Genomic DNA, 21,444 nt, shown 5'->3' with positions numbered 1-21,444 from the left:
CATGGGCGTCAACAACACAAATGAATAATTTTTGAACACTTTATGAAGGACGATAATTTTCAGCACTTTAACGAAAATAAAAAAACCGAAGCGTCACGCTTCGGTTTTTAGGGAGGCTCTGACGGAACAACTTCTAAAAGCTCTTCACGTCAGAGTGTAAGGTGTTTTTAGCTATTAGTTGCTGGGCAACCTTTCACAGCTTGACCGTTACTGAAGTACTTGATGTTTTCTAAGTTCTTGTTGTAGCTATCCGCAGAGATCTGTGGATTATTTACGAAGAACTCACGTAAAACGTATGCATCGGTTAACTGGGTAGATTGAACATCTATGATTGGGTAGTTATCGCCACCAGCAGCACTGAAGCTGATTACAGAGAATGTGTACGTTGCGTCTAGATCGAAGCCTTTATCGTTAATGTCGGTAATGGTTACTGAGCCAGCATCACAATCTACATCTAAAGTGATGTTATCTAGTTGAGCGTAAGCACCAGAGCCTGCAGATTTCGTTGCTACGACATCAAGGTACTCTTTTACTTCTTGACCAGTCATTGTCGCTTTAGTCACGAAGTTACCGAACGGCTGGACTGTAAGTACGTCACGGTAAGTGATGTCACCATCTTGGATTGAATCACGCACACCGCCAGAGTTCATCACACCAAAGTCAGCATCTACCGTTTTGTAAGTACGGTATGCCTCGCCTAGTAGGTGACCTAGATTAGTTTGCTGAGAGCGAACTACGTTACGATCACCTTCTAACTTACCCGTCGTATTAGAAATCTTCTCATCTAATAACTCTTGACCTTGCTGTTGGTATGGCAGTAGTAACGCTTTTACCGTCGCATCTTGTTGAATGCGTTCACCGATCACTTCATCGTTGTCGTCCAAAAGGTTTACAGGAATCAGTGCGTAGTTCGCTAAGTGAAGCTTGCCGTCGTAATATTCGAAGTCCGCACGACCCACATATTTACCCCACTCATGCGCTTGCATAATCCAAGTGCCTTTTTGTTGGTCTGGCGCGCAATCATCACCAGGTTTGAAATCAGCATACTCATTGGTACCTGGCTCCATACACACTGGGTTTTGTGAGTGACCACCGATGATAGCGTCTAGTTGTCCCTCTTCAAGAGAGCGAGCGAGCTTCACGTCCCCTGGTGCTTCACTACCATTATTACCATCTTGGTAGTGACCCATGTGCGTCGTTGCAAATACTAGATCTACTTTTTCGTTTTCTTCGATTTCCTTAAGTACTTTTTTGATTTCAACTTGAGGGTCTTCGAAGTGGATGTTTGATACGTTGTCTGGATTGACTAGCTTCGCCGTGTCCTGGGTGGTTAGACCAATTACAGCGATCTTAAGGCCGTTGATAGTAAATACTTTGTAAGGGTCGAAGTAACGCTCATTGGTATCTTTCTTATAGATATTCGCAGCCAGCATAGGGAAGTCAGCTAGCTCAGCTTGCATATCGAGAATATCTAGTGAGTTATCAAACTCGTGGTTACCGACAGCCATTGCATCGTAACCAAGTAGGTTCATCCCTACGAAGTCTGGAACCGCATCTTGCATGTCTGATTCTGGTACGCCGGTATTAATATCACCGCCAGACAGCAGAATGGTTTCACCGCCTTTTGCTTCGACTTCTGCGCGAATAGATTCGATTAAAGTGTGACGCGCAGCCATGCCATATTCGCCGTCGCTGTTATGCCAAAAGCGACCGTGGTTATCGTTAGTGTGGAGAACGGTGAACTTAGTACAAGAATCTGCAGTCTCGCAGGTTACTGGAGAATTATCGCTGTCTGAGCCGCATCCTGCTAGCGCAGCGCCCACTGCCATTACCAAAAGAGATTTGGAAAACTTCATAAGGGATCCTTTCTTTGTGATTTTGTTATTGTTACGGCGTGAAATATACGGAATTAATGTGAAACTTTAGTGATCTATCTCTTATTTATACTTCTATCGGAGAAATGAATTAATAAGCCTGCAAACTACGTCTCCAATTAAACAGAAATAGTTTTTAGTATATTGAAATTAGAGGGAGGGGGTTATTTTGTGAAGTGGCCAATTGAATGAATGTGGTTTGTGTGAATCAATGCGCATTTTTGCGAAGTATAGCGCTGATTTTGGTGATTATTTTGCCAAGTTCATGTTTTTCTTAGCAGCTATGACACAAATCGTTATAAATTTTCGCTCTGATGATGAGGGAAATGTTTTGTATATAAAATGATCACTGTAAAACCCAAACTCGTTTGATCTTGGCTTACTCTGTTTAATACAACCAGAAAGGGTATTTCTCTCTGTACTATAATTGCGACCGTTTAGAAATCTTATGCCTTAGATATCGTTTATTTATTCTTATTCGATACCTTACCGTGTTTATCCCGCTTTCGATACCCGGATGTTAAAACAAATAGATTCAATCTAATGAGCGAAAGTGAAACGTAAATAACGAGGCGTTTTCTTCGGATATTACGATGTGCACTATCATTGAATTAATGAAAATGAAATGGAGTAATGTAAAGCGTTGCATCTGTGGCTGCTCGCTTTGAGCTTCGATTTAAAGAGTAGGGTTGAAAGAATTTGTAAGTGGTGAATTTTAAGAAAGGATAGTAATGAGATACACAGTAAGGAACGCAGTCAGAGAGGAAGCAACTCAAATCGCCAAGATACATGTTGATTCGTGGCAGGTAGCATACAAAGGGTTAATGCCACAGAGCTACATCGATCAGTTTACGATTGAGCGCCGAGAAAGGATGTGGACGCGAGTCATGACTGAGCAACTGGCCCAATTGATCGTCGTTGAGAGACAAGGGGAAATCGTCGGCTTTTTAAGTTACGAACTACCTAACCACACCTGTGAAGATAAAACGGCGTGGGTAACATGTTGCTATGTCTCTCCTTTGCATTATGGGCAAGGGGCAGGGAGTGCATTGTTAGATGAACTAGAAACGCGTCTACTCTCTACGCCCGTTATGCAGATAAGCCTGAAAGCACTGGATACCAATAAACAGGGGCTTAACTTTTACAAGAAGTGTGGTTTTGTACGTACTGGAGAGGAAGAGACGGAAATCATAGACTGTATGACGCTGACGGATCTCACTTTAGTGAAGTACGTTGCCCGTTCATAAATCAATTGTTATATGCCACATATAGTAAAACCCCGGAGGTGGTAAGACTCCGGGGTTTTGAAATTTTTTAGATGTCTCGGTTGGTAAGTCCGAGTATCTTTAATGCAAAAGGTTTGGATTTAATCCGATTAATTCCTTGGTAGGGAATTAGATACGGATGAAGTCCATGTGTTCAACTTTTGGCTTGAACGCGTGACGTTGAACGTCTTGTGGCTTAACTTTAACTTCTTTGCCATCGATAACTAGAACTAGGCCTTCGTAGAATTCAGGCTTGTCCATTTGGTTTACGATGTCGTCGTGGTTAAGAACGATAGCTACTGCTGCTTCTTCACCGCCGTATACAACTGCAGGGAATTTGCCAGCGTGACGTAGGCGGCGGCTCGCACCTTTACCTAGTTCAGTACGTACTACTGCTTCGAATTTCATAGTATTTACTCTCAAATTAGTAAAAATCAAATGTTCACAATCAACAATGCGACCTTGTTGTTCGTGGTAAAGCTTGAAACAGGAACTGTTCAAGCGAGCGCGGATACTATCATTCCACTTATAAATGGGCAACCCAAATCGTCCCCAAATCAACAAAAAGGTATGATTTATCTGGGTGTAAGGCTATCCCTTTTAACGCTTTGCTTGGATTTTGTTCACATCGGCTTCATTTTCATCGGTTTACTAATCATGGTCCGAAGAACAAAGTTTATGCGTTATATGCTTTATGTTCGGCTGAGATGCAAGACTAAAGATGCTTTTAAGCCACCTAAAGCGCTCGCTTCCAGTGTTAATTGACCTCGGTAACTGTGTGCCATTTCACTGACTATATTTAGACCAAGACCTGAACCAGGGGTTGCTTCATCCAATCTAACGCCTCTCTTGATTACTTGACTCAGTTTCTCTTTAGGGATACCTGGTCCGTCATCTTCAATGATGATGTGTATATTGTCTTTATCCTGAGAGGAGTGCACACGAATCATGTTGTTGGCCCACTTATAGGCATTTTCAAGCAAGTTACCCAGCATTTCGTCGAGATCGGTCTGCTCTACCGCTACATTCAGCTCTGAATCAAGTTCATTAATTAAGGAGATATCTCGGCTCGCATACACTTTATCAAACGCCATTGAGATAGCATCCACACGCTCTGCTGGGTTCGATTTCACTGATAAAATATTCATAGACCCCGCCATGCGAGCACGGCCCAGATGGTAATCGATATGATCTTGTATTTGATTGATCGGAGTACGCAGACGGGATTGCGTATCAGGTTCTAACGTCTGTACTTCATTTTTTAGGACAGAAAGTGGGGTTTTTAGCGCATGTGAGAGATTGCCTGCATGATTCCTAGCTCGTTCTAACAACTCCTGATAATGGAAAAGCAGAGCGTTGAGGTCGAAGATAAGAGGAGAAATCTCTTTCGGATAGGTTTCTTCTAGACTCTTTTTGTTACCAGACTTCAGCTCGGCCAACTCTTTTTGTAACTTCGTAAGCGGACTCAATGACCATGCAATTTGCAGCAAAATGACGGCAAGAACCCCTGCGAATAATAAGCCTAAAATAAGCCAGAGTTGCCCGATTAGCGTTTGCAGGGTGCTTTTGATAGGCTCTTCGTCAATACCAATAATGATATGGATAGGCCCATCGTAATCTGGTAAGTACAGAGCTTTTTCTATGGTAATCAGCCTTTCGCCTCTCGCGCCGTAAGCATCGTTATCCAGACCTTTGTATTCGATTTTTTTGTCCCACAAAGAACGAGAACGCTCGAGACTCGTCTCAGTAGAGGCACTCCAATATAAACCACTGTAAGGTCGGTTAAATCGAGGGTCTGAGAGCAGAGCAGCGAGTGAGAGGTGCCCAGTCTCATCGACTTCTAACTGAGCGGCGATTTCATCCATAAAAATGCTCAGCTGTGAGCGAGTGTCGTCAACCATATAGTTGTACACTTGGGTCGGTATCGTCACACCAGCTGCGAGGATCATTGCCGTCAACCAAACGATCGCCGCTAAAACGAGGCGACTTTTGATACTCAGTCGTTTTATTGCGTTCAACGGTAGCCTGTTCTTATTCGGCATTTAATTGGTATCCCAACCCTCGGACAGTTTTGATGATCTTTGGTGCGATTTTTTTGCGAATTCGGCCGATAAAAACTTCGATTGTGTTGGAGTCACGATCAAAGTCTTGTTTGTAAATGTGCTCGACGAGTTCGGTGCGAGAAATTACTTTTTCTGGGTTATGCATAAAGTAAGCGACCACTTTATACTCCAGCGCCGTTAAGCTTACTGCTTGCCCTTGCCACATTACTTTAGAAGTGCGCGTATCCAAGCTCAAGTCGCCAATTTGCATCACAGGAGAGGCGTTACCTGATGCTCTTCGCAGTTGCGCGCGAATACGAGCGATAAGCTCAACCATTTCAAACGGCTTAGTTAGGTAATCGTCTGCACCTGCGTTTAGACCTTCAACTCGCTGCGTTAGGGTATCGCGAGCACTCAGGATAACGACAGGGGTATTGATGTTTTCATCTCGAATGCCTTTTAGCACAGTGAGGCCATCCAATTTCGGCAGTCCTAGATCAAGAACAATAGCGTCCCATTCTTCCGATGTCGCGCGATACAGAGCGTCTATGCCATCTTGAGATAATTCTGGTACCCAGCCGGTACTTTCTAATGTTTCGATGATTTGCTCGCCTAAACGAGGGTCATCTTCAACGACAAGTATTTTCATATTGGTGATTCTTATTATGTTGGGAGTGTTATCGAAGTAAGCTACGCATTGCGTCGTGATTACGCATTAGACCAGTTTAGTTGTTTTGTGGCTTTAACGCTTTGTTAAAGCTGCGACCTTTGATCTCAAGCATTTCCAGCGTGGCGGCGTCATACTCAACTTTCAAGACGCTATTGTTGTACAGGATTTTCAGTTCATACACCCAAGCATCATCATCTTCTTCAAGCTCGACCTTGATGATACGGCCGTATAGGTCGTTTTCTACTGCGGCGTAAAGGTCCGAAAATGGTCGTATATATCCTTGTTGAACCGCGCGATAGACCTCATCTTGATCTTCATCGAATTCAATACGTGTTCCAGGCTTTTCGACATCTTGCACGATGGCGTGACCATTTTGTGAGGCATAGTAGTCGTCATGCTTGGCGAAACTTGGTGCACACATCAATGTCGTGATAAGGCCGAAAAGTAACGCAGAATGTTGAGAAGTCGTTGCTTTATACATAGTCAAACCTTTTCTAGAACGTTAGCCGCAGTATATCGGATATAGATGAACAGAGAGTGAATCATCGAGTTCAGTTTTACTAAATGTTGCGGACGTTATTTCAACTCGTCTTCAAAAATTTTGTCTCGCAATTTCCAAAAGCGACCGGATTTCCTTGCAATAACAAACTGAGGTAAACGGAAACGATGTTGATTGGCAACAACACGTGTCGGTGAAGCCTCTTCAAAAGGGCGATGCTTGTCTGCCAAGTGAGGGCGCACAAACTGGTCTTTAAACGTTTGTTTTTGTTTTTTGGTACTCAATGACCAAAACTCATGAACTAACGCATTGCCTTCTCCTTGGTATGGTTCACCAGAATACGTCACCTTGAGTTGAGATTTACCATCACTGGACTTGAATACTGACAGGTCCATTTCTGTGCATTCAAAGATTAATGCATCCTTCAGATTAAGGGCTTCTTTTAATTTTTTATCTGGATCAACAAGCGTTGCGTCACACTCATGACAAATGCGCGCAGCAATATCGTTGTCGGCACCACATTCACCACAGTATTTGGCACGAAAACGGTAGCCACAGTGTTCACGCTCGCCTGTGTCTTCATCTTCAAAGTAACCCTGGCAACGTCTGCCAAAGTGTTCAACCAAGAAACCGTTACTATCCAACTTACCCCAGAAGTTGTTATTGAATCCGCAAGCCGGGCAAGGAATCGTGATAATTTCACTGTCAGAGTCTGGCTTGGGATCACCGACTTCAGGTTGGTATAAATCGTAGCTGTTGCCTGCGTAATCAAGCACTAAACATTCTGATTTTCCGTCTGATAAGCGTAATCCTCGTCCTACTATCTGTTGGTACAGACTGACTGACTCTGTTGGTCGCAAAATCGCGATTAAATCGACATGCGGCGCATCAAAACCGGTTGTCAGTACCGAAACATTGACCAAGTATTTTATTTGGCGATTCTTGAACGCTTGGATGATCGCATCGCGCTCCAGCGTAGGTGTATCACCAATGACGATTTCAGTTTCGCCTTCTGGCAGTAAACTGTGGATCTCTTGTGCGTGTCGAACAGTTGCAGCGAAGATCATGACCCCTTGGCGCTCTTTCGCATATTGCATGATTTGCTCAACAATTTGTGGAGTCGCACGTTTGGCTTTATCGATCACCATGTCCATTTCTGCTTCTTTGTAGCGTCCGGTGTTAGCGGGCTTCAGCTGAGAGAAGTCGTAAGACAAAACGGGCGCATCCATCATGCGGGCTGGAGTGAGGAAGTTTTCGTCGAGCAAGTAACGGATCGGCAGTTCGAAAATACAATCGCGGAAGAATCGAGGCTCTTCGGTTCGCACTTGACCTCGGGTGTGATACTGATAAATCCAGCCCATTCCTAAACGATAGGGCGTTGCAGTTAGTCCCAGCACCTTAATGCCAGGGTTCAGTTCTCGTAAGTGAGTAATAACTTTTTGGTAGCTGCTGTTTTTGTCATCTGGCACACGATGGCACTCATCAATAACGAGCAGAGAAAACTGGTTTTTGAACGAATCTAAGTTACGTACGACCGATTGAACCGAAGCAAACACGACTTGCTGGTCAGTTTCTTTTCGTCCCAATCCTGCTGAGAAGATAGAACCTTTTAAACCATAACCTTCATACTTCGCGTGGTTTTGCTCGACCAGCTCTTTTACGTGGGCAAGGACTAACACTCGTCCTTTCGCAAGGCGAGCAAGTTCTGCGATCACCAAGCTTTTTCCTGCACCGGTTGGCAGCACGATCACTGCTGGTGTCGAGTGTTTACGAAAGTAATGAATAACGGCTTTAACCGAGTCGGCTTGATAAGGACGAAGTGTGTACATGAAAATATGTGAAATTGCTCAACTATTCGAACTAGGAACGCTATAATACCTGACTTTTATACCCAAGTGACCTTTAAACCGAGATTTAGAGATCACTTGGGTATAATTCAATGAGGTATTCATGCGTTTAGATAAATATTTGTGTGACGCTCTGGGTGCAACACGCAAACAGGCAACAAAGATCATCAAAAGTGGAGACATCACCGTTGACGGTGAGGTTCAAAAAAGTGGTGCATTTAAAGTACCTGAAGGTGCGGAAGTGATGTGGGAAGACCGTGTTATTGGTGCTCCTGGTCCTCGTTACATTATGTTGTATAAGCCTGCTGACTTTGTTTGTTCACATGAAGATGGCTACAACCAAACTGCATTCGCATTGCTTGATGAGCCTAAAATTGAAAACCTTCACTTTGCGGGCCGATTAGATGTCGACACAACTGGTTTAGTGTTGATTACGGATGATGGTAAGTGGTCTCACCGTATTACCTCACCTAAGCATAAGTGTGAGAAAACGTACCGTGTTTGGCTCGTCGATGCTATTCAGCCTGATTATGCGGAAAAGCTCGAACAAGGCATCATTTTGCGCAATGAATCAGAAGCAACATTGCCTGCTCGTTTGGAAATCGTGAACGAGGCCGAGAATGAAGTATTGTTAACTATCGTGGAAGGTAAGTATCACCAAGTGAAACGTATGTTCGCGGCGTTAGGAAATAAAGTTGAGTACTTACATCGTGAGCGTATTGGTTCTATCGAACTTGATGAGGTACTAGAACCAGGTGATTATCGCTACCTCACGCAAGAAGAAATTGATTCTATTTGGAATTAATTGTCGTCATGGGAAATTCTTTAGTTCCTAATAGGAACTAGTCTTTTGGTAGGAATTGGCTCAAAATAAATTTTCCTACCAAAATTAGTGCCTAGACAATTCCGGTGTGCTTACTCATCTCAGTGATATGCCTTTGCATTTAGCTGAGGCATGCATACTCTTATTGCAAAGCCTTCGGCTACGGTGAATGGAATGATGGTGTCAACGCCATCATTTTTACTGCATTGTGTTTGTTTCCCATAAACACATTTCGCTTTCACATGCTTTTCTATGTCGAGTTCGTCAAGGTCACACCTTGGTACATATTTGCCCTTATGATTCTCGAACGTTGATAGAACAGACCTTTGGCTTCTAGATTCAACGATATGAGAACCGTCCGTTACGTTCACTTTGCTCTGAAAGTATTGACGAAAGGGCTCCAACAAGAGGTAAAAGAATGACAGAAAAAGCGCAAAGCGCTCCGCAATCCCAAATCAGTTTTCTATTGTTTCTTGTATTAGGAGCGATTGGTGCTTTGACGCCTTTGGCGATCGACATGTATCTGCCTGCAATGCCAACCATCGCGAAAGATTTGGGTGTTGCGCCTGGCGCGGTTCAGATTACGTTGACGGCTTATACGGCAGGTTTTGCGATTGGCCAGTTAATTCATGGGCCGCTTGCCGATAGTTTTGGCCGTAGACCTGTACTGATTTTGGGTGTGCTTTTCTTTGGATTAGCGGCGGTAGTGAGTGCGACCACAAACGGCATCGATGCATTGACTTATGTGCGAACAGCACAAGGTTTTGCTGGCGCGGCAGCGGCGGTCATTATCCAAGCCGTCGTGCGTGACATGTTTGACCGTGAAGACTTTGCCCGTGCAATGTCTTTCGTCACCTTAGTGATCACCATGGCACCCTTGGTTGCGCCTATGATAGGTGGTCACCTAGCGATCTGGTTTGGTTGGCGTTCGATCTTTTGGGTGTTAGCCATTTTCGCTGTGGTGGTAATTCTACTGGTACTTTGGAAAATCCCAGAGACGTTGAAACCAGAAAATCGTCAGCCGCTTCGTTTTCGCACTACGATGAGAAACTACGCCAGATTATGCTCCAACCCTGAAGCGATAGGTTTGATGCTTTCTGGAGCGTTTTCATTTTCCGGAATGTTTGCATTTCTGACCGCGGGTTCGTTTGTTTATATTGATTTATATGGTGTTCGACCAGACCACTTTGGTTATTTATTTGGTTTGAACATTGTTGCGATGATCATCATGACCAGTATTAATGGTCGCTTGGTGAAGAAAGTTGGCTCTCATGCCATGCTTCGTTTTGGGTTGTTCGTGCAACTTTTGGCGGGGATTGGTTTATTCGTAAGTTGGTTAATGGACTTCGGATTATGGGGCATCGTACCTTTTGTTGTGCTGTTTATCGGTACATTGTCGACGATAGGTAGTAACGCGATGGCGCTGCTTTTAAGTGGCTACCCATCAATGGCAGGTACAGCTTCGTCTCTGGCGGGGACGTTAAGATTCGGTATCGGCTCATTGGTTGGCGCGCTGGTGGCATCACTACCAGGTAATGTGGCGTGGCCGATGATCATTGTGATGTTTGCTTGTTCTGTGCTTTCAGCACTGTTTTATTGGACTTTAGGAAGAAAGGCGTAATGTCGAATTACACCAAAGAAATTCAAAACTTAGTTAACTCAGCACTTGAAGAGTTAGATCAAGAGCATCGCTCAGGTAAGTTAGCCAATGCCCCTGTTGCGAATAACCATTATTTAGTGCGCTGGGTTACCAAAGCACTTAAATCTCAACGTTTCGGTCGAGCCGTAGGCGATGACTTAACACGTTGGCAAAAAGCAGGTCGTTCAAAGGGTAATGACGCTGGTTTGTTGTTTATCTTCAAGCGTATTTCCGCTTTTTACGCTCAGTTTTTTCCTGAAGGTGAAGAGTCCAAAGTGATAAAAGACTCCGATATTGAATCATTTCTTGATTTGATGGAGCAAGCGGGTTGGGAAGTATCAACGTCTGAGCAACTTGTTGGTTGTGGCAAAATCCAAATCTTCACGGAAGGTCAAAACTCTTTGGCGCTATGTGCAGAACAATGCGAAAGCTGCTTCGACGGCGAGCTGCTCGTCAAACCAATGAGCTGGTTTGTACGTGGCAACCATGCTGAGTTTGTTGAGAAAGCAGCGCAAGCGGGCTTTATGGTGCATAAAGTGACGGACTACAAATCGATGGTGAAATACCACGGCGAGTACCTTATCTTTCCTGCAAACGAAGGTAACCAATTGGCTGAGATTCCGTTGAGCTTCCAAGCTTAATCAACTTCTCACAGCAGTAGAATTGAAATACGAAAGCATCAGGCGTTTGAAACGTCTGATGCTTTTTTTTGTTACGTCACTCTGTATTTAAAAGCGATATTTCCAATAGACGCCACCATATAGACCTTCATAGCTTTGCAAAACGTCGCCCATCGTTTCGGTTTCGTTATTAAACAAGTAATCCTCTTCTGAGTAGTCTTCATAAAGGAGGTTAAGCTGCACGTTTTGATTTTCAGATACTTTATAGTCAGCGATGACTTCAAATCGGTACGAGTTCGCCTCGTTATCAGGATATTGGTAGCCATCAGATGTGGTTGAAGATTTTCCATCAGCTTGGCTGTAGCTGTAATCAAACGAGATAGAAAGTTTGTCGTCTAGTAGCTGCTCTTTACTCACACCAAAGCCAATGGTTGTTATGTCATCTTTGAGTTTGGTGGTGTAGCGATTCCAACCGACAACGTCAGAGTTTGCTTGTTGTTGCTCGGAGCGGATGATCTGTTGATTGTAAAAAACATGCCCGCTTAGTCCGTCGAGTAAATTGAAGTTAAGGCTGAGGTCGTAACCGTAATCTTCCCCTTCACTCAAACCAATATCGGGTTTTGCATAGTCATCGTTGCCGTACCAAAGCTCAGCAAGTAACTGGACATCGTTTGTTACGTCATAGCCGCCGTCGCCACGGAGCTCAATCCTCTCTTTATCGGCTAAATAGTATTGGCGCAAATTAGGCGAGTCGCTGCTGTCGTCCTGCCAATCAGAGCCATCGCGAAAAGAGTAGGAGACTTTACCGCCTAATTGCCACGGTCTACTTGGTCGGTACTGGGCTCCAACAAAAACGCGTTGTTCATCGGTATGTTTCCTATCAGCATAACTTCGCTCATCTTGTCTAAAATGGTAACCCGTAGTCACTTTTACATTAGAAGTAACACGATGCTTGAGTGTTGCTTCCAGTTTGGTTTTGGTGTGGTCGTATTTTTCTCTCGTCGATCCGATGATGGTGTTTCTATCGGAGTTATCGTCTTTATCTGAATAGTCCGCAGAAATGGCGAAAGCAGTGTCTCGCGAAAGTTTGTTATGGTAATCCGCGCTCATTTGCCAAGTGTTAGTTTCGCCATGGAATGTATTGGAGTTAACGGGGGACTGCGGGAATGGATTTAACCCGCCTTCAGAAGACGTCTGTGACCAAAGTAAGCGGCCACTGAACGTTTGTTGATTCAACCGATAATTCCCCGTGACAGCAAACTGGTGAAAGTCGTTGTCAGGCTCATACGCGAGGTGGTTAGCGTAAGGATTGGTAGTGCTGCCGTAATAAAGTGCGGACTTGTCATTTCTAAAAAACGAGCCGCGATACGCAATATCCACCAGCCACAAATCTTCCATGTAGCTTACTCCTACTTGAGTATTTAAGGTTTCATGTTCGACGGCTTTGGGTATGAATCCCGGCGCGTTGGCGTAACCCGGAATAGTCGATGAATAAAGCGAAGTTGTGCCTTCTTTACGTTCGTGCTTCATGGATGCATATGGCTTCCATGGCGTATGTGGTGTGTACTTGAGTTCTAACTTAAACGTCTCTCGCGTCACTGAGTTTTCATATTTCGATAGGTCACCACTGACGAGTGCATCCTCTCTTGGATGATACGCACTGAGTGAGGACTGATTCCAGAAGTACGGCGTTTCACTATAACTGCCGAGGACACGTAATCCGTCGTACTGGCCCATTTCCCACTGCAGTAAGAAGCGTTGCAAACCAAGATCTTCGACGACGATTCGATTGTAGAACCCATCGTCTTCATATTGTTCGATATCGGCGTTTAGGCTCGCGTTAAAGTGTTTATTGTCAGAGTTTGTACCGTAAACGGGTGGATTCCAATTATAGAATCGCGAGGAACCATCGTTGTTAAGGTAACCGACGCCAGCGCTGACTTCTCCACTCCACGTGCCATCGCTGCTGCATTCACTGCACTGCCAGCGGCTAGTGTCGGCTGGTTGAGAACGTTGTAACGAATAATCGTTGGCGTGCGCTTGCACAGCAAAAGCAAGGGAAATAGCGATGCACAGTTGAGATAGTTTCATGCCTCCCTCCTAATAACTTAATGTTTGACCACGTGGGTGGTTAGAGCCATGCACTTGATTGTGGCAGTTCAAACAACTTCCGCCGCGCACTCTCAAGTCGTTTTCAGGAATGGCTACGTTTGCATGTGGCACACGGTGACATTCCTGACATAGCATTGGCAGCCGTTTATTGAGCAGGGCTTTGTTCACTGAACCATGAGGTGTGTGGCAGGATGTACAATCTTCAGTTACAGGCTCATGCTCCCATAAGAATGGGCCGCGTTTTTCTGCATGACACTCGTAACAAGCGTTATTGACGGTTGACCAGTTCAGGCTTGCTTCATTTAATGCCTGATGTGGATTGTGGCAGCTAGAACAAGTCATGACGCCGTCAATGATAGGATGACGACTGCGTTTGTGGATATCCGATTTGGTGCGGGAGTGGCAATCGGTGCATTTGTCTGCTTGCATTTCGGCAACCATCATCGGATCGTCTTTTTGATGCAGTTGGTGACAGCTTGCACAAGGCAGCCCTTCAAAAGCGTGCTCACTGCTATGCCAAGTCGAGCGTTTCGCATCTTGGTGGCAAGATAAACACACGCTGTTTTGCTTTTCGGCCGGAACAGGGGAGTTTGGCCCAAAGGTGATCATCGGCTCACGAACTTGTCCTTTTCGCGGATTGCGCGCGTGATTGTTTGCTGGGCCATGGCATGCTTCACATTGTTTATCATTCATTGGTCCATGCAAATTCGCTGACTTGCCGTGGATGTTGTCGAAAATACCGGTTGCAGGTTTGTCTGAGGTATCGTCATGGCAACGAAGGCAGCCATCTGCTCCACGGCGTGAGTATTTCCCCTCAGAGAATTTGGTGTCCAATATAGTTTCAATTTCTTCTTGAGTTAACGTCGCCGCTTTGGGTTCTGGCTCGGCGACATCTTCCGAACTGACGGTGAAGATGACGCCTAACCCAAGTATCCCAGCTACCAACCACCGCAGAAACATTGCTTTCATAGCTCTTCCTTTTCTTGTCCTTAATTGTCAAAGCATTGTGTTCAATGACGAATTCAACGGTAGTCGTATACCTTGTGAACCTTATCTACCCCTTGTGACTGACCAATGGCATGGCAAGTTGCACATTGCTCGGAGCCCATGGCTTGTGCTGCTGTGTCTGCTCCAAATACGGCGCCGTGATTCAGCATATGGTTCAGAGTCGCATCTCCTGCCACACTATTCGGGTCAGCATTAGCTAAAGATGACTCTAAGTGACACGCGCCACAGGCGACTAATGCAGGACTAAAGTACTTACCACTCGCCAGAGAAGGGCGCGTATTTTGTTGGCTAGGTAAGTTGTATTGAGCATTGGTATGGCAGGCCTCACAGTTGTTGACTGCGCCAGGGAAAGGCGCTTCACCGCTATGAGCGGAGCCAAAGGCGTGGAATGAGTGTACGTGGTACTTTAGATCAGCCGCCATCCCAGGATAAAACGCAGAACGTTCAGAGTTATGGCAATTTTTACATTGTTGGAAGTCGGTGGCGGCATGTGGATGCTCACCAAGCTTATGGATAGTCAGCTCTTTGTGACAATCGTTACACGATGAAATGTCCGCGCCCACTGGCAGTTTGTGTTGCTTGTTGATACCAGACACATCAAACGAGCCTGATGCGTTATTGGCGGCAATGACGAAAGGCGATTTGATAAGATCGATTCCCTCAAACGTGGCGCATTCGGCGAGCTCGCCATCTCTACGGTTGGCGCAAAGTGGCATGTCGGCGATGTTAACCGTCAACGTAGAGTTGGCGATTGGCTTAATCGCAGCGTCAGTGAAGTCTTTATGACACAAGAATAGGCCTTCTCCTTGAGCCTCACAGCCGTCACCAAGTGCGCCATCATCGGCGACGTTGAGACTGTTGTTTGCGACCATCGGGCCTTGGCCGTTATCCCAGTTCAGCAACAAATTGAGGTGCCCATGTTCATTGATGAAAGGGGTCAGTTCGTCGATGGAGCCAATACCTGTGCCCGCTTTCGACATTCTTAGTTCAACCTCAAACTGGTCATCAATAAATCGCGCGCTTTCAACGTTGATTTCAAGCGAATCACGTGCCTTTGCAAGATTTTCTAAACGCATTACGTGAACAGTTTTAGCACTTCGGCTCGCGTCTTGGCCGATGATTGGAGCGCCATTGTCATCTCGGTCATAAGGTCGGTGACAGCCCGAGCAGGAGTTTTGTGGCTCGCCGTTTCTTACCCAAGCCGTACCGACTTGGTTATCATGCGCGCCTCTGTCTCGGTACAAGTGACAGGTCTCACAGGCAACTTGGCTTGGGTGTTCAAACCAATTGTTGGCGTCTGATGCTTTCGCGACATCGGTTGAATGGCAGGTTGTACAGTTGCGGGCATCTTGCGGGAAAGGGTTGCCTTCAATGACTAAACCATTGATGTCGGTAACGAGCACGTCATTCTCGTCGACAGGCTGTTTGTAAGTGTCGGTGTTATTTCTGTCGCTACCTAATTTGAAAACATTACCGTGGTATTGATGAACAACGGCAGCGAGAGGGCGTCTGGCTGGCGCAGCGCCAGGATTACTGTCATTGTGGCAAGCGGTACAAACGGCAATGTTGTTATCAATTGAGCGATAGCCCGGTCCATGATGAAGCGGTTCGCCCATATGGCAGTTTTCGCAGGTGCCTTTTTCTATTACATTGCGAGAGACAGCCGCATCTGAACTTTCTTGCGGCACCCATTCAAACACGTAGGTAAAACCGTTGCCTTGCTCGCCATACGCCATGACGATTCGGTGGAGTTTATCCGCATCCCAAGCGATAAAACCATTGTTGCTAGAAGAGTCGGCAGTATAAGGATCGGACACTTTCAAAACGTCAGGAATGGCAAACGTGTAGCGATACCCCTCGTCTGTTTTTACTAGTGTTCCATCCCAAACACTCTCCATGCTGGCACGGTTATTTGCGGTATTACTTGAGTGATGGAAACTCTTCCAATAAGTGTTGCCATGGCGCCCATTGAAGGCAAAGGCTGGATCGCTCGAGTTTTGTGTATCGACACGAGAGGGCATTGCTTTAAGAAGTGCGATGCGAAAATCTTTCGTTTCGTCTAGCTCATGAGGTCTGTCACTGCCGTCTTTAACGGTAAAATCGACCACCAGTTTGGTTTCTCCGGTTTCTTGAGTGACCAATGATGGCTTGGAAACACTGATCTCGAAATCACCAAGTGCAGGTGGTGGTGTATTCTGATCGTTTTTGCTGTCTGGACCACATCCGGTGAGCAGTAAAATAAAAAATATTAATGTAGCGATCGACTTTAAACCGTTCATAGTCCCTCTCGATTCGTCCTAAAGTAAGTGGGAATGCATGGGAATGGTTGAATATTTCAATAAACGATTGATTGAAATATTAATTTCATATTCAAGGCAAAAGAAAAAATATCCATATTTACATCGCTTGAATAAATCGAAACACATGGCTTGTAAGAGTATAGACGCAATATGAAATATTATTAAAATAAACCACTATTTTTGTATGTGAATTTTGGGGTTGAATTTATTGTCATTTTAAATCAATTATTTGGGTTGGATTTTCTGCGATTGAAGAGGTCGGCGCAGAAAAAGTAAGGGTATTGAACTACGATACTTTAAATAGTTGACGGCTTAATATTTTTATCTTGGATATCGTTGGTTTTAAGTCGCATTTATAAATTGATTTTCTTATCGTTTATTCGTTGTCTGGTTTTGATTAATAAAGATAATTACTACGGAGTCAGTCTAATATGCACCAACTAATTAAATTCTCTCTAAAATTTTCCTCGGTGTTAGTCATTAGCTCAGTTTTGGCCTCCCACAGTTTAGCGTCACCAAGTGAGCTAATTTCACAATACGAATGTGAAGCTTGTCATGGGCCAAACGGTGTTAGCTCAGACACGAATATTCCTACCATCGCAGGGATTCCCGAGTTCAACTTTTTTGACCAGATGTTGCGTTACCTTGAAGGCAGACCCTCAGCTTCGGTTAATCACGTATACGGAGACACGAGCCAAAAAGGCGACATGGTGTCGATAGTTAAATCTTTATCTGAGGCGCAGATTGAAGAGTTAGCAAAGCATTATGCTGGGCTTGAGTTTGTGCCAGCTAAGCAGTCTTTTGATCAAGCGTTAGCGATGAAAGGTAAGGCTATCCACGCGAAAAGTTGCGAGAACTGTCATTCGGATGGTGGCAGTAACGCTCTGGATGAAGCTTCGATTTTAGCTGGTCAGCAGAAGGGCTATCTCGCCACGACATTGAAACAGTTTAAGCAAGGCAAACGCTCCGTTGATAAGAAAATGGACGAAGCATTCAAAGGGCTTAGTGCCGATGATTTAAACGCGCTCGTAGAATACTATGCGAGTTATCGCTAGCGCTACTTTGGGATGAACACCAATGAGTTTATGGCGTAAACCAAACAGAAAATGGATGCTCGGCATACCAATTGGTGGCTTATTGGCGTTTATCCTTGGTGGGGCGGCCCTCAGTGTTTTCCACTTTGGAATGGATTACACCAATCGCAACGAGTTTTGTTACAGTTGCCATATTGGGATGGATACGATAGTTGAGGAGTACCAAGCATCTCCACACTTCAAAAATGCTCAGGGTGTGGTTGCCGCTACGTGCAGTGATTGCCATGTCCCTAGGGAGTTTTTTGCTAAAATTGCATTGAAAATCGGCGCTACAGCCGACATCTATCACAAACTGACTGGAGAAATTACGTTAGAGAACTTCGAGGCGGAGCATCGTCCGAGGTTGGCTGCTGAAGTCACACAGCAGTTTATCGAGAATAAATCAAAACAGTGTCGATATTGCCATTCCGTTGACAAGATGGATTTCGAAGCGCAAGGACGAACCGTTGCGCGTCGACATCAAATGATGGAAAGTCGAGAGCAATCGTGCATTGATTGCCATGCGGGGATTGCTCATCACCTGCCTATTTCTCTAGATTCTCCAGAGACTGTCCCACCTGAGGAGTAATACTGATACTTTCGGCTTCTTTCGCGATGGCTTTGACCATGCCTTTGAATATGAATAGATGGGCTGGCATCATGGCAAACCAGTAAAGCAGCCCGAGAAACCCCTGCGGGTGCCACCAAGCGGTGATATCCAGTTCTCGTTCATCACCATGGTCTTTGATGGTAATTTCTAAACGTCCAAGCCCCGGGCCTTTCATCCCAAAAAACAGTGAGAGGAACTGATCTTCCTCGCAGCGAATCACTTTCCAAGAGTCAATATAATCGCCGACTTTGAGCTCCGGCCCCGGAGGAGAAACGCGAATCGGTTTCCCGCCACCAAAAAAGATGTCGAGCCATTCACGTGTGCGCCACAAAATGTTGGCAAAGTAATAGCCTTTTTCACGACTCCCGATTTTTTGAGCCACTTTCCATAATGCCGCAGGGGAGGCTTGAGTTTTTATGCTCGCACCGGCTTGTTTAGGGTAGTAGCCATACCCCGGTTGCCATCGACGAAGTGCCGCTGGCTCAAAGCCCCAAACATTACTGCGCACAAACGTGCCTTCATCTTGGATGGTATCGGATACCGCTTGCTCGTAGTTGATCAGCGTTTGCGGAAATCGTGCTTCAATCGCTTTGGAATCGGCAATGTAGTCATGCTCTAACCCCGCGAGTAATGCTTTGCCGATGTTTGCTGGTACAGAGGTGACCAAGCCGAGCCAGTACGATGCCATTTTGGGGGTAAGCAACGGTGTCGACCACAGCCGATAAGGCTTGTTGGTGATTCGGCAAATGACTTTAAACTGCTCGCGGTAGCTGAGTGTATCTGGCCCACCAACTTCATAAATTTGGTTTTCTTCTGGGGGTGATGCTTCGGCCAGCTGCAATAAATAGTGATTGAGGTTGGGTAGGGCAATAGGGTTGGCTTTTGAGTCGACCCATTTAGGCGCAATCAAAATAGGTAAGTTGTAGACAAAATCTCGCATGATCTCGAAAGCCGCGGAGCCGGGGCCAATGATGACGCCTGCACGCAATTCAGTTACTGGAACGCCAGACTGTCGGATAATTTTGCCCGTTGCTTTGCGTGCGGCTAAATGGCGCGAGTTTCCGGTTTGCGGTTGGATGGCACTTAAATAAATGACATGTTTGACACGGCTTTGCTCCAACGCGTATTTAAAGTTCAAAGCAAGGTTTAGCTCGTACTCAACAAAGTCATCGCCTTGTGCCATTCCGTGTACTAGGAAAAATACCAAGTCAAAATCGTTCACCACAGCGAGCGTGGCTTCTGCGTCGGCTAGGTCTAGATACCGCAACGTTAAATTAGGATGGGGCCGAGTCCTTGACTCCAAATAATCGATATGTCGCGCCGCAGCCGTGACGGCGTAACCTTTATCTAAGAGTAACGGAAGAAGTTGAGAACCAATGTAACCCGAGGCGCCTAGCACCAACACCTTTTTCATTATCTGTCCTTTTAATCGTTGGTGGAATAAACACCACAGAGTATAATCATGAGACACTTTCCCCATTCTATCAATAAGTTGTCGTTGGAGCGCTTGTGACTTTTCTCTCTCAACTCTCAATACATGCAGATAAAGCATTCTTACGTCGCTTATTTGCGATCGCGCTACCAATTACACTGCAAAGCATGATGTTTTCTAGTCGAAGCCTCGTTGATGTGCTTATGCTCGGCCAACTTGGTGAAGCTGAAATAGCCGCTGTTGGGGTAGCGGCGCGCGCGACGTTTGTTACTACCATCATGTTAGTTGGGGTGACGACGGGTGGTGCATTACTGACCGCACAATATTGGGGGGCAGGCGATAAAGTCGGGGTACGTCGCAGTACCGCTTTAACATGGATGATAGCCATGGTGTTTGCCGCCATTGCTGTTGCTTTGTTTGTTATTTTCCCACAGCCAGTCATGAAACTGACGACAGACTCACAAGAAGTGATTGAGTTAGGGGCCAGCTATCTAATTATTTCATCCGTTAGCATGTTTGCTGTTGCGTGTGTCGCTAGTATGTCGGTGGGGTTGAGAGCGATGCACCAACCGGGGCTGAGCACATTTTTTAGTGGTATAGGCATTCTGTCTAATGTTTTTCTCAACTGGGTGTTAATTTTTGGTCACTTAGGTTTTCCTGCTTTAGGGATTACAGGGGCAGCCATTGCAACGGTTATCAGTGGCGCTATCGAAGTCGGTTGTCTATTTGGCTATTTATGGCTGAAGAAACACATAATTGCATTTGGTTGGGATGATATACGCGCAGGTTTGGTTGTAGACAAAATAACGCGTTTCTTGAGCCTTTCCTTACCGACCACGTTTAACTTTTTGGCATGGGCTGGTGGATTGTTCTCTTACCATGCCATCATGGGGCAAGCGGGTGTGCAAGGTTTGGCAGCGTTGTCGGTGATGACGCCCGTTGAGTCAATCGCATTGGCGATGATGATTGGCCTATCGAATGCAGCTGCGGTTTTAGTGGGTAACCAACTCGGCGCGAAAAACTTTGAACCTGTGTATTACCAAGCTTGGGCTACGGTTATTTTGAATGTGTTTATCGCATTTGTGGTCGCTGTTGTATTGATCGTGTCCAATCAATGGATCCTTAATGCGTTTAGTGCACTGACAGCGGATACTCGCCAGTTAGCTGAACAGTTTATGGTGATTCTTGCTTTAGGTGTCGTATTACGCTCGGTACCGATGATGGTCATTGTTGGGGTATTACGTGCGGGTGGTGACGTTAAGTTTTGTTTGTATCAAGACATTCTTGCGCAGTGGGTGATCGGGATTCCACTCGCGGCATTTGCTGCGATTCAGCTCGGTTGGGACCCACAATGGGTTTACTTACTCTTTTTGACCGAGGAAGTTGTGAAGTGGACGATTTGTCTGCCAAGAATGGTGAGCCGAAAATGGATGAAAAACCTTATCGGTCAATAAAGGTAAACAGAGCTTTCTGCAGCTGCAAAAATCTGCTCAATACGTCAACAAAATTAGGAACAGAAAGTGAATCGAGTTGCATTTGTACTCTCATAGTGTGATCAAGCATTCAAAATACTTTCTACTAACAGGATTTTAGTGTAGATTCTGATCCCAATTTTTAAATACCATCCGAG

17 protein-coding genes are annotated in these 21,444 nt (G+C 45.3%); 7 read left to right on the top strand and 10 right to left on the bottom strand.

Annotated elements, in window-relative coordinates:
* Window positions 1–167 precede the first annotated feature (167 nt).
* Window positions 168–1,856 (bottom strand): bifunctional UDP-sugar hydrolase/5'-nucleotidase UshA, encoded by a 1,689-nt coding sequence (ushA, locus tag L3V27_RS10590; RefSeq protein WP_237311822.1) that lies wholly within the window; start codon window positions 1,854–1,856, stop codon window positions 168–170.
* A 749-nt stretch (window positions 1,857–2,605) separates the two neighbouring features.
* Between ushA and L3V27_RS10585 the strand changes: the two genes are divergently transcribed.
* Complete coding sequence (locus L3V27_RS10585) at window positions 2,606–3,121, top strand: GNAT family N-acetyltransferase (protein ID WP_065645330.1); 516 nt, start codon at window positions 2,606–2,608, stop codon at window positions 3,119–3,121.
* Window positions 3,122–3,268: 147 nt separating this feature from the next.
* On the opposite strand, the gene rplY is transcribed toward L3V27_RS10585, so the two are convergent.
* The 5 genes from rplY to L3V27_RS10560 form a co-directional block, all read right to left on the bottom strand.
* A complete protein-coding gene (rplY, locus tag L3V27_RS10580) occupies window positions 3,269–3,547 on the bottom strand; it encodes a 50S ribosomal protein L25 (RefSeq protein ID WP_005393245.1) in 279 nt (92 codons plus the stop codon).
* 284 nt (window positions 3,548–3,831) lie between these two features.
* Window positions 3,832–5,181 (bottom strand): ATP-binding protein, encoded by a 1,350-nt coding sequence (locus tag L3V27_RS10575; protein WP_031780334.1) that lies wholly within the window; start codon window positions 5,179–5,181, stop codon window positions 3,832–3,834.
* Window positions 5,171–5,830 carry a response regulator transcription factor gene (locus L3V27_RS10570; protein WP_005378073.1) on the bottom strand — a complete coding sequence of 220 codons (660 nt, stop codon included), beginning with the start codon at window positions 5,828–5,830 and terminating at the stop codon, window positions 5,171–5,173. The genes L3V27_RS10575 and L3V27_RS10570 overlap by 11 nt, the downstream gene beginning before the upstream one ends.
* 76 nt (window positions 5,831–5,906) lie before the next feature.
* Window positions 5,907–6,332, bottom strand: coding sequence for a PepSY domain-containing protein (locus tag L3V27_RS10565; protein WP_012841930.1), 426 nt, complete (start codon window positions 6,330–6,332; stop codon window positions 5,907–5,909).
* A gap of 95 nt (window positions 6,333–6,427) precedes the next feature.
* Window positions 6,428–8,179 (bottom strand): DEAD/DEAH box helicase, encoded by a 1,752-nt coding sequence (locus L3V27_RS10560; RefSeq protein ID WP_064353821.1) that lies wholly within the window; start codon window positions 8,177–8,179, stop codon window positions 6,428–6,430.
* Window positions 8,180–8,300: 121 nt separating this feature from the next.
* Between L3V27_RS10560 and rsuA the strand changes: the two genes are divergently transcribed.
* The 3 genes from rsuA to L3V27_RS10545 all read left to right on the top strand — a co-directional run bounded on the left by rsuA (window position 8,301) and on the right by L3V27_RS10545 (window position 11,300).
* The gene (gene rsuA / locus L3V27_RS10555) at window positions 8,301–9,002 is read left to right on the top strand and encodes a 16S rRNA pseudouridine(516) synthase RsuA (protein WP_237311821.1); all 702 of its coding nucleotides are present in this window, start codon (window positions 8,301–8,303) and stop codon (window positions 9,000–9,002) included.
* 436 nt (window positions 9,003–9,438) lie between these two features.
* A complete protein-coding gene (locus L3V27_RS10550; protein WP_005393240.1) occupies window positions 9,439–10,641 on the top strand; it encodes a Bcr/CflA family multidrug efflux MFS transporter in 1,203 nt (400 codons plus the stop codon).
* Window positions 10,641–11,300, top strand: coding sequence for a DUF2913 family protein (locus L3V27_RS10545; protein WP_182018945.1), 660 nt, complete (start codon window positions 10,641–10,643; stop codon window positions 11,298–11,300). Before L3V27_RS10550 ends, L3V27_RS10545 begins: the two co-directional genes overlap by 1 nt.
* Before the next feature lie 87 nt (window positions 11,301–11,387).
* On the opposite strand, the gene L3V27_RS10540 is transcribed toward L3V27_RS10545, so the two are convergent.
* The 3 genes from L3V27_RS10540 to L3V27_RS10530 are packed head-to-tail and all read right to left on the bottom strand — an operon-like array spanning window position 11,388 to window position 16,678.
* A complete protein-coding gene (locus L3V27_RS10540) occupies window positions 11,388–13,370 on the bottom strand; it encodes an MtrB/PioB family decaheme-associated outer membrane protein (RefSeq protein WP_237311820.1) in 1,983 nt (660 codons plus the stop codon).
* Window positions 13,371–13,379: 9 nt separating this feature from the next.
* On the bottom strand, window positions 13,380–14,360 hold the full coding sequence (locus tag L3V27_RS10535; RefSeq protein ID WP_237311819.1) for a DmsE family decaheme c-type cytochrome: 981 nt from the start codon (window positions 14,358–14,360) through the stop codon (window positions 13,380–13,382).
* 53 nt (window positions 14,361–14,413) lie between these two features.
* Complete coding sequence (locus tag L3V27_RS10530; RefSeq protein WP_237311818.1) at window positions 14,414–16,678, bottom strand: OmcA/MtrC family decaheme c-type cytochrome; 2,265 nt, start codon at window positions 16,676–16,678, stop codon at window positions 14,414–14,416.
* Window positions 16,679–17,130: 452 nt separating this feature from the next.
* Here L3V27_RS10530 and L3V27_RS10525 point away from each other — a divergent pair, with 452 nt between their 5' ends.
* A complete protein-coding gene (locus L3V27_RS10525) occupies window positions 17,131–17,754 on the top strand; it encodes a c-type cytochrome (protein ID WP_006742630.1) in 624 nt (207 codons plus the stop codon).
* Between the two features lie 22 nt (window positions 17,755–17,776).
* Window positions 17,777–18,361 (top strand): NapC/NirT family cytochrome c, encoded by a 585-nt coding sequence (locus L3V27_RS10520; protein ID WP_012841927.1) that lies wholly within the window; start codon window positions 17,777–17,779, stop codon window positions 18,359–18,361.
* Here the strand turns inward: L3V27_RS10520 and L3V27_RS10515 are convergent.
* Window positions 18,318–19,796 carry a DUF2867 domain-containing protein gene (locus L3V27_RS10515; protein ID WP_012841926.1) on the bottom strand — a complete coding sequence of 493 codons (1,479 nt, stop codon included), beginning with the start codon at window positions 19,794–19,796 and terminating at the stop codon, window positions 18,318–18,320. The genes L3V27_RS10520 and L3V27_RS10515 overlap by 44 nt on opposite strands.
* 95 nt (window positions 19,797–19,891) lie before the next feature.
* Between L3V27_RS10515 and L3V27_RS10510 the strand changes: the two genes are divergently transcribed.
* Window positions 19,892–21,268: an MATE family efflux transporter gene (locus L3V27_RS10510; protein ID WP_237311816.1), complete on the top strand. Its 1,377-nt coding sequence runs from the start codon at window positions 19,892–19,894 to the stop codon at window positions 21,266–21,268.
* Window positions 21,269–21,444 lie beyond the last annotated feature (176 nt).

This window comes from Vibrio sp. J2-3(2022) (assembly GCF_021725735.1).
Lineage (GTDB): Bacteria > Pseudomonadota > Gammaproteobacteria > Enterobacterales > Vibrionaceae > Vibrio > Vibrio diabolicus.
Note: the sequence above shows the minus strand (reverse complement) of the source record. Positions and strands in the feature narration are given on the sequence as shown.